The sequence below is a fragment of the Krasilnikovia cinnamomea genome (assembly GCF_004217545.1).
GTDB lineage: Bacteria > Actinomycetota > Actinomycetes > Mycobacteriales > Micromonosporaceae > Actinoplanes > Actinoplanes cinnamomeus.
This window is the reverse complement of the sequence record NZ_SHKY01000001.1, coordinates 4,786,672-4,799,789: the sequence shown is the minus strand read 5'-3', so window position 1 is coordinate 4,799,789 and position 13,118 is coordinate 4,786,672. Positions and strand designations below refer to the sequence as shown.

General features: G+C 72.6%; 7 protein-coding genes. 1 reads left to right on the top strand and 6 read right to left on the bottom strand.

What is annotated here, in order from left to right; genetic code table 11:
• Window positions 1-13 precede the first annotated feature (13 nt).
• The 3 genes from EV385_RS21965 to EV385_RS21955 are packed head-to-tail and all read right to left on the bottom strand — an operon-like array spanning window position 14 to window position 4,847.
• Window positions 14-1,966 carry a TIGR03960 family B12-binding radical SAM protein gene (locus EV385_RS21965; RefSeq protein ID WP_130511159.1) on the bottom strand — a complete coding sequence of 651 codons (1,953 nt, stop codon included), beginning with the start codon at window positions 1,964-1,966 and terminating at the stop codon, window positions 14-16.
• A complete protein-coding gene (locus EV385_RS21960; RefSeq protein WP_130511158.1) occupies window positions 1,963-2,328 on the bottom strand; it encodes an STAS domain-containing protein in 366 nt (121 codons plus the stop codon). Before EV385_RS21960 ends, EV385_RS21965 begins: the two co-directional genes overlap by 4 nt.
• Window positions 2,325-4,847, bottom strand: a complete 2,523-nt coding sequence (locus EV385_RS21955; RefSeq protein ID WP_242625006.1) for a SpoIIE family protein phosphatase — start codon at window positions 4,845-4,847, stop codon at window positions 2,325-2,327. The genes EV385_RS21960 and EV385_RS21955 overlap by 4 nt, the downstream gene beginning before the upstream one ends.
• A 539-nt stretch (window positions 4,848-5,386) precedes the next feature.
• Here EV385_RS21955 and EV385_RS21950 point away from each other — a divergent pair.
• Window positions 5,387-7,006, top strand: a complete 1,620-nt coding sequence (locus EV385_RS21950) for a hypothetical protein (RefSeq protein WP_130511157.1) — start codon at window positions 5,387-5,389, stop codon at window positions 7,004-7,006.
• A gap of 156 nt (window positions 7,007-7,162) precedes the next feature.
• On the opposite strand, the gene EV385_RS21940 is transcribed toward EV385_RS21950, so the two are convergent.
• From EV385_RS21940 to EV385_RS21930, 3 genes are all read right to left on the bottom strand, one after another.
• The gene (locus EV385_RS21940; protein ID WP_130511156.1) at window positions 7,163-7,843 is read right to left on the bottom strand and encodes a lysophospholipid acyltransferase family protein; all 681 of its coding nucleotides are present in this window, start codon (window positions 7,841-7,843) and stop codon (window positions 7,163-7,165) included.
• 140 nt (window positions 7,844-7,983) lie between these two features.
• Window positions 7,984-11,121 carry an isoleucine--tRNA ligase gene (gene ileS, locus EV385_RS21935; protein WP_130511155.1) on the bottom strand — a complete coding sequence of 1,046 codons (3,138 nt, stop codon included), beginning with the start codon at window positions 11,119-11,121 and terminating at the stop codon, window positions 7,984-7,986.
• A 319-nt stretch (window positions 11,122-11,440) separates the two neighbouring features.
• Window positions 11,441-13,057, bottom strand: coding sequence for a methyl-accepting chemotaxis protein (locus tag EV385_RS21930; protein ID WP_130511154.1), 1,617 nt, complete (start codon window positions 13,055-13,057; stop codon window positions 11,441-11,443).
• Between the last annotated feature and the right edge of the window lie 61 nt (window positions 13,058-13,118).

The window sequence follows — 13,118 nt, the reverse complement described above, 5'->3', positions numbered from 1 at the left end:
CCGTCCACCGGCCCTAATGGGTGTGTTCCGGCACCCGCATCCCGTTGATCGGGGTCAGCGGCAGCAGCTTCTGGCCCGTGGGACCGATCTGGATCTCGGTGTCCATGGCCGGGCAGACCCCGCAGTCGAAGCACGGCGTCCACCGGCAGTCGTCCTGCTCGTACTCGCCGAGCGAGTCCTGCCAGTCCTGCCACAGCCAGTCCTTGTCCAGCCCCGAGTCGAGGTGGTCCCAGGGCAGCACCTCAAGCTGGTCGCGCTCGCGGGTGGTGAACCAGGCCAGGTCCACCCCGAATTCCGGCAGCACCTCGGCACACGCGTCCACCCACCGGGCGTACGAGAAGTGCTCGCTCCAGCCGTCGAAGCGGCCGCCGTTCTCCCACACCTTGCGGATGACCCGGCCGACCCGGCGGTCGCCGCGCGAGAGCAGGCCCTCGATCAGCGACGGCTCGCCGTCGTGGTAGCGGTAGCCGATCGCGCGGCCCAGCGACCGGTCGCTGTTGATCTCCTGCTTGAGCAGCTTCAGCCGGTGGTCGATCACCTCGGGCGAGGTCATCGCGGCCCACTGGAACGGCGTGTGCGGCTTGGGCACGAACCCGCCGATCGACACCGTGCAGCGGATGTCCTTGGTGCCCGCGGCGGCGCGCCCGGCCTTGATCACCTCGTGCGCCATCCGGGCGATCTGCACCACGTCGTCGTCGGTCTCGGTGGGCAGGCCGCACATGAAGTACAGCTTCACCTGCCGCCAGCCGTTCGAGTACGCGGTGACGACCGTACGGATCAGATCCTCCTCGGTCACCATCTTGTTGATGACCTTGCGGATGCGCTCCGAGCCGCCCTCCGGGGCGAACGTCAGGCCGGTGCGCCGCCCGTTGCGGGACAACTCCTGGGCCAGGTCGATGTTGAAGGCGTCCACCCGCGTCGAGGGCAGCGACAGCGACACGTTGGTGTCGGCGTACTGCTGGGCCAGGCCCGAGCACATGTCGCCGATCTCGGAGTGGTCGGCGCTGGACAGCGACAGCAGACCGACCTCGTTGAAGCCGGAGAACTCCAGCCCCTCCCGCACCATCTGCCCCACGGTCGTGATCGACCGCTCCCGCACCGGGCGGGTGATCATCCCGGCCTGGCAGAACCGGCAGCCCCGGGTGCAGCCCCGGAAGATCTCCACCGCGTACCGCTCGTGCACGGTCTCGGCCAGCGGGACCAGCGGCTTCTTCGGGTACGGCCAGGCGTCCAGGTCCATGGTCGTGCGCTTCGCGACCCGGAACGGCACGTCCGGGCGGTTCGGCACGACCCGCTGGATCCGGCCGTCGCTCAGATAGTCGACGTCGTAGAAGCGAGGGACATAGATGCTTTCCGTACGGGCCAGCCGCAGCAGCAGCTCCTCGCGCCCGCCCGGGCAGCCCTCGGCCTTCCACTCCCGGATGATCCCGGAGATCTCCAGGACCGCCTCCTCGCCGTCGCCCAGCACCGCGGCGTCGACGAAGTCCGCGATCGGCTCCGGATTGAAGCTGGCGTGCCCGCCCGCCACCACGATCGGGTCGGCCTCGGTACGGTCCTTCGCCTCCAGCGGGATACCGGCCAGGTCCAGCGCGCCGAGCAGGTTCGTGTAGCCCAGCTCGGTGGCGAACGACACCCCGAGCACGTCGAACGCCCGCACCGGGCGGTGCGCGTCGACCGTGAACTGCGGGACGCCGTGCTCACGCATCAGCGCCTCAAGGTCGGGCCAGACCGCGTACGTCCGCTCCGCCAGCACGTCCGGCTGCTCGTTGAGCACCTCGTACAGGATCTGGACGCCCTGGTTGGGCAGGCCCACCTCGTACGCGTCCGGGTACATCAGCGCCCACCGCACCGTGGCCTGTTCCCAGTCCTTGACCACGACGCCGAGCTCGCCGCCCACGTACTGGATCGGCTTGCTCACCCGGGGCAACAACTGCTCCAGCTGCGGAAATACGGATGCCACGCTCATGGGACTCCAGGGTACGCGGGTCCGCGCCCCAGTTCCGCCGCGGCCTCGTCCAGATCGGTAGCCAGCAGCTCGTCACGGAACGCCCGCAACAGCAGCGTCATCCGGGCCGGCCCGGACCGGCCCACCACGAGCCGGACCCGGCGGCCCTGCCGTTCCAGGTCGGCCACCAGCGCGTCCAGCAGCCGCACCCCCGCCCCGTCGAGGAACGAGACCCCAGTCAGGTCGATCAGCACCGGCCCCGCGCCGCCCGCGCGGTGCGCGACCTCCCGGCCGATCGTGGCCGCGTTCGCGAAGTCGATCTCCCCGGAGAGCCCCACCACGTCGCTGCCGTCGCACTGCCCGAAGGTCACCTGCCGGGTCACGGCTGCCCCCGCCGGCCCCGCCGCATCGTGATCGTCGTGCCCTCGCCACGGGCGATCACCACCTCGTCCATCACCTGACGCATCAACCGCAGCCCCCGCCCCCGGACGTCCTCCTCGCGGGTCTGCCGCCAGGTCCCCCGGTCGGCCACCCGCACCTCGACCGCGCTGCCGGCCACCGACGCCACCACCCGGACCATCCCGAACGGGTCGTCGCGGTACCCGTGCTCGATCGCGTTGGCCACCGCCTCCGAGCAGGCCAGCAGCACCGCCTCGCTGCTGTCCGCGTCGACCGCGTGCGCGGCCAGCCAGCCGCGCAGGTCCTTGCGCAGCAGCGCGATCTGCATGGGATCGGCGCCGATGCTGCGTTCCAGCCGCTCCTCGGTGCCCATGGCCAGGCAGAGCAGGCAGACGTCGTCACCGTGGTCGCGGCCCACCAACAGGTCGGCCAGGCGCGCGGCGAGGCCCGGCAGCGGGGCGTCGCGGCACCGGGCGTACGCGCGGGCCAGCACCTCGAAACCGGCGTCCAGCGGCCGGTCCCGGCGCTCGATCAGGCCGTCGGTGTACAGCAGCAGGCGGCTGCCCGCGGACAACCGGATCCGGTGCTCGACCCGTTCCACCCGGGCGGCGCGCGAGCCCAGCGGGCCGGAACGGCCGTCCAGCAGGTAGCGCGGGGCGCTGCCCGGCTCGGCCAGCAGCGGCGGCTGGTGCCCCGCGCAGGCGTACGTCATCTCGGAGGTGGCCAGGTTGATCTCCGCGTACGCGACCGTGGTCATCCGGGCCGACTCGACCCGCTCGACGAACCGGTCCAGCCGCTCCAGCAGCCGCGCCGGTCCCGCCTCGGCCGAGGCGAGGGCCCGGATGGCGCTGCGCAGCTGGCCCATCGTGGTCGCGGCGTCGATGCCCCGGCCCACCACGTCACCGACCACCACCCCCAGCTTGTCGCCGGTGATCCGGAACGCGTCGAACCAGTCCCCGCCGACCTCCAGGTCCTGCCCGGCCGCCTGGTAGTACGTCTCCAGCGTGTACCGGGAGTCCGCGGGCAGATCCCCGGCCAGCAGGCTGCGCTGGAGGCTACGGGCGATCGTGCGCTCCTGCTCGTACAGGCGGGCGTTCTCCAGGGACAGGGCGGCCCGGTCCGCCAGCTCGCGGAGAAAGCCCGTCCCGGCCAGCCGCTGTCCGCTGGCCGGGCGCAGTGCCAGGGTGCCCAGGACCCGGCCGCGGACGGTCAACGGCAGCACCGTGCAGTCCCGCTGCGGCCCCGTGCCGCCGCCGTCCGTGTCGGGCGCGCCCGTGGCGTACTCGGGATCGCCCGAGGTGGTCACGGCCGCGACCCGCTCGGTCAGCCAGCGCGGGTCCGGCGCCGGGGCGCCCGCCTCGGCGACCACACCGGCCGGGCCGACCCGCAGGCGCACCTCGGCCCACCCGGCCACCTCGGGGACGATCCGCTCCACCAGCCGCCTGGCCCGGGGCAGCAGCCGGGGCAGCTCCTCCAGTGCCCGGGTGGTCTCGGCCAGGAAGACGGCGCGCGCCTCCCGGCGGCGGGTGGCGTCGTAGAGGCGGGCCCGGTCGAGCGCCTGCCCGGCCTGGTGCCCGAGCAGCCGCACCACGCGCAGCTCACTGCCGCTGAGGGTGCGCTGTTCCACGAAGCCGAACGCCAGCACACCCAGCACGTCCGGTGGGTCCGCGTCCGGCCCCGGCCCGGCGGTCAGCGGCAACAGCACCACCGTGCTGCGCCCGGTGCGGCGCATCGTCTCGGCCAGCTCCGGGAAATGCTCGGCCGCCTCCCGCACCGAACCGATGACGTGCAGGTCGCCGCGCCGGGCGACCTGCGCAACCGGCCGCGACGAGGAGCGCGGCACCTGTTCGCCGCCCGGCGGGGCGGGCCCGGTGGAGGCCACCACGACCAGCCGGTCACCGTCCGGGTCGACCAGCCAGATGCTGGCGTCCAGCGCGCCGAACGCCGGTCCGGGCGCCCGCAACACCGCCTCGGCCACCTCGGCCTCGGTCGGCGCGGCCGCCAGCTCCGCGACGATCTGCTGCAGGACGCCGACCCGCCGCTCGGACGCCTCGGCCGCGCGCCGCGCGGCGAGCAGCTCCTGCTCGTAACCGCGCCGCTCGGTGGCGTCGAAAATGGTCGTACGGATCACCCGGGGCAGGCCACCGGCATCCCGGCTCACCACCGAGTTGACGAGCGTGGGCAATTCCCGCCCGTCGGCGCAGACGATGTCGAACGCCACCTCGCGGACGTCGCCCTGCATGGCGAGCAGCGGCGCGTACCGGGTCTCGTGGTCGTTGCGGCTGTCCGCGGTGAGCAGGTCGCGGAAGCGGCGACGGCCGACCAGCGCCGACCGCTGGTGACCGGTCCAGGTCAGCAGCGTCTGGTTCACCCGCACGATCGTGCCGTCGGGCAGGGTGGTGAGGTAGCCGCACGGGGCGTGCTCGTACAGCTCCTCCGGGTCCTCTTCCCACGGCAGCCGCAGCTCCTGGGTCATCTCGGACCGGACCGCGTCGTCACCCATGCCGCCGTCCCACGGCAGTCGCGGGCTCGCCGCGCCCGCTTCGTTCGCTCATCGCTCGCCCAGCTCGTCGTCGATCGCCGGAGCGGGGCGGCGCTCCACGCCGATCGGGGCGCTCGTCGCGCGCCCCGAAACGCGACCCCGTGCGGGCTCACCCCGGATGTCCAGCACGTCCGCAGCGTAACCGTCGAGAGTGGATTTGCGCTCGCCCGCCGTGGCGGAACATCCCACGCCGATGTGAGCGAACAGGACGATGCGGTCCGTCGCCGGCCCCTCGGGAGCGCGGGCCCTGGGTCGCGACCGGGCCCGGGGGCGAGCGTCGATGCCCGGCCGTCCCCGCTTCCGGATCGCGGCACCGCGTGTCGTCGAAGCGTGTACATCCCTCGTGACGATACGGTCCCGCCCCGGCGTGCACACCCGCCCCGTCGCACACCCGCCCTCCGTGACCGCACAGGCGCGATGGCCCATGGGCGCCGGGCCGGGTGGCACCTCGGCTCTAACCTGGCAGCAGGCCCGCCGGGGGCCACCTAAGGAGTGAGCGGATGGCCAACCAGCAGGGCGACCCGCCCTCGGCCGCCGCGCTGCCCGACGAGCCCACCCCGGCCGTGCCGTCCACCCCTGGCCCGGCGGACGCCCCGACGACCGACTCGACCCGGCCCAGCGCCGGCCCGGCCGACGCGACCCGGCCCACCGCGACCCCAGTCGACACGACCCAGCTCAACGCCACCCAGGACGACGCGACCCGGCCCAGCGCCGCCCCGGCCGACGCGACCCGCGCCGAACCCACGGGGGCCGACACCACCCGGGTCGAGGCGAACCCCGCTGACACCGCCCCGGTGGGCGCCGAGCCCGCCACCAGCCCCGCCCCGGTGCGCTGGAGCGGGTCGGCGGCGGTTCCGGCCGCCGAGGCGAAGCGACCCTGGTGGTCACGGTGGCGGGCCGCGCCACCCCGATCGGAGACGCAGGACGACCACTGGGCCGTCCCCCCGGCGGTCGATCCGTGGGCCGACCAGGACACCCCCTGGGACCTGCTGCCGCTACCCGCACCGGAGGCACTGCCGCCGACCCGGATCGACGCCCCGCCGCCGACCCGGATCGACGCCGCACCGCCGTACCCTCCGCCGACGACCCTGCCACCGCCCGCCGCCCCCAAGCCGGCCGGGCAGCAACCGACCGCCCCCGAGCCGGCCGGGCAGCAGGGTGGGCCGACCCCCGGCGGGCCGGTGCCAAGCGGGCCGACACCGGCACCGAGCGGCGGGCAGCCGGCCGCGCGGCGCCGCTGGTGGAGCCGCCGCGCACAACCCCCGGCCCCACCCCCCGCGTCCCCGACGCGACCCACCCCGGCCGGTTCCGGCCCACCGCACCCCCAGTCTCCGGCGCGCCCGTCACACCCTCCCGCCCGGCAACCGCACCCCGCCCGGCAACCGCACGCCCCGGCGGGCGCCCGGCCACCGCACCCCGCCCCGCCGCCGACGTGGCGCCCACCCACCCGGCCACCCGCAGCCCGCCCGCCCGGCGCCCGGCCCGGCGCCGCGCCACCCGGCGGCCGCCCCGGTACGGCACCACCACCGGCCGGGGGACCTGGTAGCCCGCCCGCGCCGCGCCGCCGGCGGCACCCGCTGCGGAAGCTGTTCCTGTTCTCGCTGCTCACCGCGGCCTGCTGCTGCGGCGTCCCGGCCTACTTCGGTCTGCCGGCGGCACACCAGTACCCCGTGACGGCGGACCTGCCGGACAAGGTGGCCGACCTCAACCTCCGCGACGACGCCGCCAGCCGGCGGGCCACCGACCGCCTGGCGGAGCAGCTACGCGAGACCGGCCTGACCGACGGTGACGCCTTCTCCGGGGTGTACGGCGACGGCCGGGGCAAGCGGGTCACCATCTTCGGCACCACCGGCCTGCGTCTGCGCCCCGAAGCCGACCTCGAGGCGGAGTTGCGCCATCTCGCCGACACCTACCGCCTGGGCGACATCGCAACGTACGACCTGGGCGAGGCCGGGGCGCACGAGCGCTGCGGCGTCGGGCGCAGCGGCGGCAGCGCGGTCGTGGTGTGCGGCTGGGCCGACCACGGCAGCCTGGCCACGGTCCTGCTGACCCGCCGCTCGATCGACGAGAGCGCCGAACTGGTCGGCAGGCTGCGCGACGCCGTCCTCACCCGCCGCTAGCGACCCCACCACCGGCGAATTCACCGCCCGCGAACCCCAGAGCCAGCGAACCCGGAGCCAGCGAACCCGGAGCCAGCGAACCCGGAGCCAGCGAACCCGGAGCCAGCGAACCCGGAGCCAGCGAACCCGGAGCCAGCGAACCCGCTGGCGGCCGGGTCAGGACTGCTGCTGGCGCGGCGGGGCGTACCGGGGCACGTACTCCTGCCCCGTCAGCTTCTGGATCTCGGCCATGACTTCATCGGTCAGCGCCCGCAGCGACGTACGGTCATCGGTCCGGCCGATGGTCTCGATCGGCTTGCCGAACCGGACCACGACCTTGCCCCGCCCCTTGCCCAGCTTCGGGTACGGCTGCCCGATGGGCTGCACCTCGTCCGTGCCGAGCATGCCGACCGGGATGATCGGCACTCCGGCGCCGACCGCGAGCCGGGCCACCCCGGTACGGCCCCGGTAGAGCCGCCCGTCCGGGGACCGGGTCCCCTCGGGGTAGACGGCGACCATGTCGCCGCCCTTGAGCACGGGAATCGCCCCGTCGAACGCGGTCAGTGCGGCGCGCCCGCCCGCCCGTTCCACCTTGATGGCGCCGAGGCCGTGCATGAGCGTGCGGGTGAACAGACCGCCGATGCCCTTGCCGGTGAAGTATTCGGCCTTGGCCCAGAAGGCGATGTGCCGGGGGACGACGGCGCCGAGGAACAGTTCGTCGGCGACCGACAGGTGATTACCGGCGAAGATCGCGCCGCCGGTGGTGGGGATGTGTTCCAGGCCGTCGACCTGAGGTCGCCAGCCGAGGATCATGGCGTTACCGACAGTGACTTTGCCGATCGAGTAGAGCAGCGGCAACGGGTTCCTCCGGCGGGCGTACAAAAACGTGGGGGCGATGTGAGGCTATCTGACTCGCGCCCCCCGGCTCGCGTGGATCTTGTATTGGGGGGCTCGGCATCCCCCGCCGAGGCGGCGGACGCCGAGCCCAGAGGTACATCTCACACCGCGCGGAGCACCGCGACGGTCACCTGCTCGCCGTCACCGACCTCGCCGGTGAACCCGGCGCTGGGATCCAGCACCCCGAAGGACAGCGACGTCGCCAGCGTCTCGTCCGCCACGAACGTACGGTGCCGGTCCACCGCCGCCTCGACCTCGGCCGAAGCCGCGACGGTGAGGGAGATCCGGTCCGACACGTCCAGGTCGGCGTCGCGCCGGGCCTGCTGGACCACCCGGATGACGTCGCGGGCGAGGCCCTCGGCGGCCAGCTCCGGGGTGACCGTGGTGTCGAGGACGACGACGCCCGCACCGCCGGGCAGCGGTGCGGAGTTCTCCACGTCCGCCGCGACCAGGCGCAGCTCGTACTCGCCCTCGGCGAGGGTGACCCCGGCGGCGACCGGCGCGCCGTCCACCAGCTCCCACTCCTCGGCCTTCACCGCCTTGATCACCTGCTGGACCTGCTTGCCGACCCGCGGGCCGAGCACCCGCGGCACCACGGTCAGCACCTGGCGGCAGTACGTCGCCATGTCCTGGCTGAACCGCACCTCCTTGACGTTGACCTCGTCGGCCAGCAGGGCCGCGAACGGTTCCAGGCTCGCCGCCCCGGCCGTGGCCACGGTCAGCGTCGCCAGCGGCAGCCGTACCCGCAGACCGCGCGCCTTGCGCAGCGACAGCGCCGCCGACGCCACGTCCCGGATCGCGTCCATGGCCGCCACCAGCTCGTGGTCGGCCGGGAACACCGAGGCGGACGGCCAGTCGGTCAGGTGCACGGAACGCTCGCCGGTCAGGCCGCGCCAGATCTCCTCGGCGGTCAGCGGCGCCAGCGGCGCCACCACCCGGCACAGGGTCTCCAGCACGGTCGCGAGCGTGTCGAACGCGTCCGCGTCGCCCGCCCAGAACCGGTCCCGGGAGCGGCGCACGTACCAGTTCGTCAGCGCGTCCAGGTACGACCGCACGGTCGCGCACGCCCCGGAGATGTCGTACTCGTCCATCTGCCGCTGCACGTCCGTGACGAGTTCGCCGGTCTTGGCCAGCACGTAGCGGTCCAGCAGATGTGTCGAGTCAGTCCGCAGCCGGGCTTCGTGGCCGGACGCGTTGGCGTACAGGCTGAAGAAGTACCAGACGTTCCACAGCGGCAGCAGCACCTGGCGCACCGCGTCCCGGATCGCCGTCTCGGTGACCGGCATGTCCCCGCCGCGCAGCACCGGCGACGACACCAGCATCCAGCGCATCGCATCGGACCCGTAGGAGTCGAACACCTCGTACACGTCGGGGTAGTTGCGCAGGCTCTTGGACATCTTGCGTCCGTCGGCGCCCTGCAGGATGCCGTGGCTGAGGCAGTTGCGGAACGCGGGCCGGTCGAACAGCGCCGTGGCCAGCACGTGCATGGTGTAGAACCAGCCGCGGGTCTGCCCGATGTACTCGACGATGAAGTCGCCCGGGTAGTGGTGCTCGAACCACTCCTTGTTCTCGAACGGGTAGTGCACCTGCGCGAACGGCATCGAACCGGACTCGAACCAGCAGTCCAGCACCTCCGGCACCCGGCGCATCACGGCCTGCCCGGTCGGGTCGTCCGGGTTCGGCCGGGTCAGTTCATCGATGTACGGCCGGTGCAGGTCCGCGACCTTCACCCCGAAGTCCTTCTCCAGCTCCGCGAACGAGCCGTACACGTCGACCCGCGGGTAGTTCGGGTCGTCGGACTTCCACACCGGGATCGGCGAGCCCCAGAACCGGTTCCGGCTGATCGACCAGTCCCGCGCGCCCGCCAGCCACTTGCCGAACGAGCCGTCCTTGATGTGCGCGGGCGTCCAGGTGATCTCCTGGTTCAGCTCGACCATCCGGTCCCGGAACGTGCTGACCGCCACGAACCACGACGACACCGCCTTGTAGACCAGCGGGGTGTCGCACCGCCAGCAGTGCGGATACGAGTGGGTGTAGCCGTCGTGGCGCAGCACGACACCCCGCTCCTTGAGCGCGGCGATCACCGGCTTGTTCGCGTCGAAGACCTGCATGCCCTGGTAGTCGGGCACCAGCGCGGTGAACCGGGTGTGGTCGTCCACGGTGACCACGGTCGGGATCCCGGCCGCGTTGCAGACGTTCTGGTCGTCCTCACCGAACGCGGGCGCCAGGTGCACCACCCCGGTGCCGTCCTCGGTGGTCACGAAGTCCGCGCCGAGCACCTGGAACGCGTTCGGCCCGCCCTGCTCGACCAGGTAGTCGAACAGCGGGGTGTACCGCCTGCCGACCAGGTCCCGGCCGAACACGGTGCCGACCTGCACAAACCCTTCAAGCTCCTTTGCGTACGCCGCGACGCGCCCCGCCCCGAACAGGTACTTCTGGCCGTCGCGCTCGAGCACCGCGTACTCGATGTCCGGGCCGACCGCTAGCGCGAGGTTCGACGGCAGCGTCCACGGCGTGGTGGTCCAGACCCCGACCTTCTCGCCGGACTCCAGCTGGAACCAGACGGTCAGCGCCGGGTCGGTCCGGTCCCGGTAGACGTCGTCCATCCGGGTCTCGGTGTTCGACAGCGGCGTCTCGCACCGGAAGCAGTACGCGAGGACGCGGAACCCCTCGTACACAAGGCCCTTGTCGTGCAGGGTCTTGAAGGCCCACATGACCGATTCCATGTAGTCCGGGTCGAGGGTCTTGTAGTCGTTGTCGAAGTCCACCCACCGGGCCTGCCGGGTGACGTAGCGTTCCCAATCCTTGGTGTACGCGAGCACCGAGGCACGGCACGCCTCGTTGAACTTGTCGATGCCGAGCTCGACGATCTGCGCCTTGGTGGTGATGCCGAGCTGCTTCTCCGCCTCCACCTCGGCGGGCAGGCCGTGGGTGTCCCAGCCGAAGCGGCGCTCGACCCGGCGCCCGCGCATGGTCTGGTAGCGCGGGACGACGTCCTTGACGTAGCCGGTGAAGAGGTGGCCGTAGTGCGGCAGCCCGTTGGCGAACGGCGGCCCGTCGTAGAAGACGAACTCGTTGCTGCCGTTCTCCCCGGCGGGGCGCCGCTCGACGCTCGCCTCGAAGGTGCGGTCGGCGGCCCAGTGCTCGAGCACCGAGCGCTCGACCGCGGGCAGGTCGGGGCTGGCGGGCACGCCCGCCTGATCGCTGTGCTTGGGATAAGCAGCCTTCGGCTGAGTCATCGGTGGTCTCCTCGGGCAGCTCACGTTGTCGTGGTCTGCGAGGACGAGCCGTACGGCCCGCGGTACCACCTCGCTTGGCGCCCCGCGTACGGGACGCCCGCTCGTTGTCCGGCGAGGGTGCGGGCCGGTCCGCCCGGTTCTACTGGGGCGGGGGTCCCGCCCGTTCTTCCGGAGGCTCCCCGGTGATGGCCGGTTCGTCGCCTGGCTGCCCAGGATACCGGCCGGTGCGGCATCACCTCACCCGGATTACCCGGCCCGGGCCCCGACGCGGCCGGATGATCCGGCCGGTCTCAGCCCGGCCGGACCGTCGGAGGCGGCGTCAGTAGCCGAACGAGGAGACCAGTTCGTCCAGTTCGCGAGCGGTGTCGCCGAGGTCGCGGGCGGATTCCCGGGTGGCGTCGGCGTCGCGGGTGGTGGCCGACGCGATGTCCGCCACCCCGCCCACACCGGCAGCGATCTGCTGCGAACCGGCGGAGACCTCGGAGACGTTGCGGTTGATCTCGGCCGTCGTGGCGGACTGCTCCTCCACGGCTGCCGCGATGGTGCTCTGCAGCTCGGAGATCTGCCTGACCACCCCGGAGATCTGGCCGATGGACGCGGCCGCCCGCTCGGTGGTCTGCTGGATCGCGTCGATCTTGGCGATGATGTCCTCCGAGGCGCGGGCCGTCTCCTGCGACAGGTCCTTGACCTCGCTGGCCACCACCGCGAAGCCCTTGCCCGCGTCGCCCGCCCGGGCCGCCTCGATGGTCGCGTTCAGCGCCAGCAGGTTGGTCTGCTCCGCGATCGCGGTGATCGTCTTGACGATCTGGCCGATCTCGCCGCTGGCCTCGATCAGCTCGCGCACCGCGGCGGAGGTCTCCTGCGCGGTGGTCACCGCGTCGCCCGCTACCGAGGCCGCTGCCTCGGTGCTGCGGGCGATCTCGTTGATGGAGGCGTTCATCTCCTCGGCCGCGGAGGCCATGCCCGCCACGTTGTCGGAGACCTCCCCGGCCGCGCCCGCCACCACGTTGGCCTGCAGGCTGGTGTCCGCGGCCTGCTCCTGCATCCGGTCGGACACCTGGGCCAGCGCCTGCGAGGACGACGCCACCGCCGACGCGCGCGCGCCGACGCTGGCCAGCGTCTCCCGCATGGCCGCGGTGGCCTCGTTGAACGCCCCGGCCATCACGGTGAGCTCGTCGTGGCCCTCGACCGGCAGCTTGCCGGTCAGGTCGCGGCGGGCGAGGGTGCGCAGCGCATCGGCCACGGCGGCGACCGGCTTGACCACACTGCTGGTGATCGCCAGACCCATCAGGATCGTCAGCACGACCGCCAGGCCGGCACCGACGAACAGCAGCATCCGCAGCCGCTGCGCGGCGATGCGGGCCTGCTGCTGCGCCAGGTCGCTGCGCGCGTGCACGGAGTTGATCAGCCGGGCGGTGTTGTCCATGATCGAGTAGTACGAGTCGTACCCGTTGCCCAGCATCACCATGTTCGCCAGCTTCAGCGACTCCGGCGAGTCCTGCTTGAACAGGGCGACGACCTGGGCGTCGTACTTCATGAAGGTGGCGAAGCTAGCCTTGATCTCCGTGAAGATCTTCTGCTCGGCGGGGGTGAGTTCGCCGACGGGAACCGCCTTCATGTCGGCGTCGAGGTCCTTCAGGACGTCCAGGAAAATCTTGCGGTTGGACGACTCCGGGTCGGTAGCCGCCCTGCCGCCGACGAAGGGAGCATCCCAGGCGTAGGCGAGCTGACGTGCGCTCACGTCTGCGCCACGGAACTTGAGCTGCATGACGTCGCGGGTCAGCACCCGCAACCGGGCCACCTCGTCGGTGACCGCCGCCTGGCGACCCGACTCCACCACCCCGACGAAGGTCATCGCCGAGATCAGCAGGCAGAACGCCCCGAACGCGAGCAGCAGCCGCGAGCGAAGCCGCACGCGCCGCAGAATCCGCACCATCGGTTCGTCCTTCCATCAAGGTGTCGAGCGTCACCCGGTGGATTCGGCGACCGCTCAGGCG

What these genes read in the sequence shown, in the direction of transcription:
- EV385_RS21955 (WP_242625006.1), bottom strand. Translation starts at nt 4,847, where the DNA reads ATGGGTGACGACGCGGTCCGGTCCGAGATGACCCAGGAGCTGCGGCTG.
- EV385_RS21965 (WP_130511159.1), bottom strand. Translation starts at nt 1,966, where the DNA reads ATGAGCGTGGCATCCGTATTTCCGCAGCTGGAGCAGTTGTTGCCCCGG.
- ileS (WP_130511155.1), bottom strand. Translation starts at nt 11,121, where the DNA reads ATGACTCAGCCGAAGGCTGCTTATCCCAAGCACAGCGATCAGGCGGGC.
- EV385_RS21930 (WP_130511154.1), bottom strand. Translation starts at nt 13,057, where the DNA reads ATGGTGCGGATTCTGCGGCGCGTGCGGCTTCGCTCGCGGCTGCTGCTC.
- EV385_RS21950 (WP_130511157.1), top strand. Translation starts at nt 5,387, where the DNA reads ATGGCCAACCAGCAGGGCGACCCGCCCTCGGCCGCCGCGCTGCCCGAC.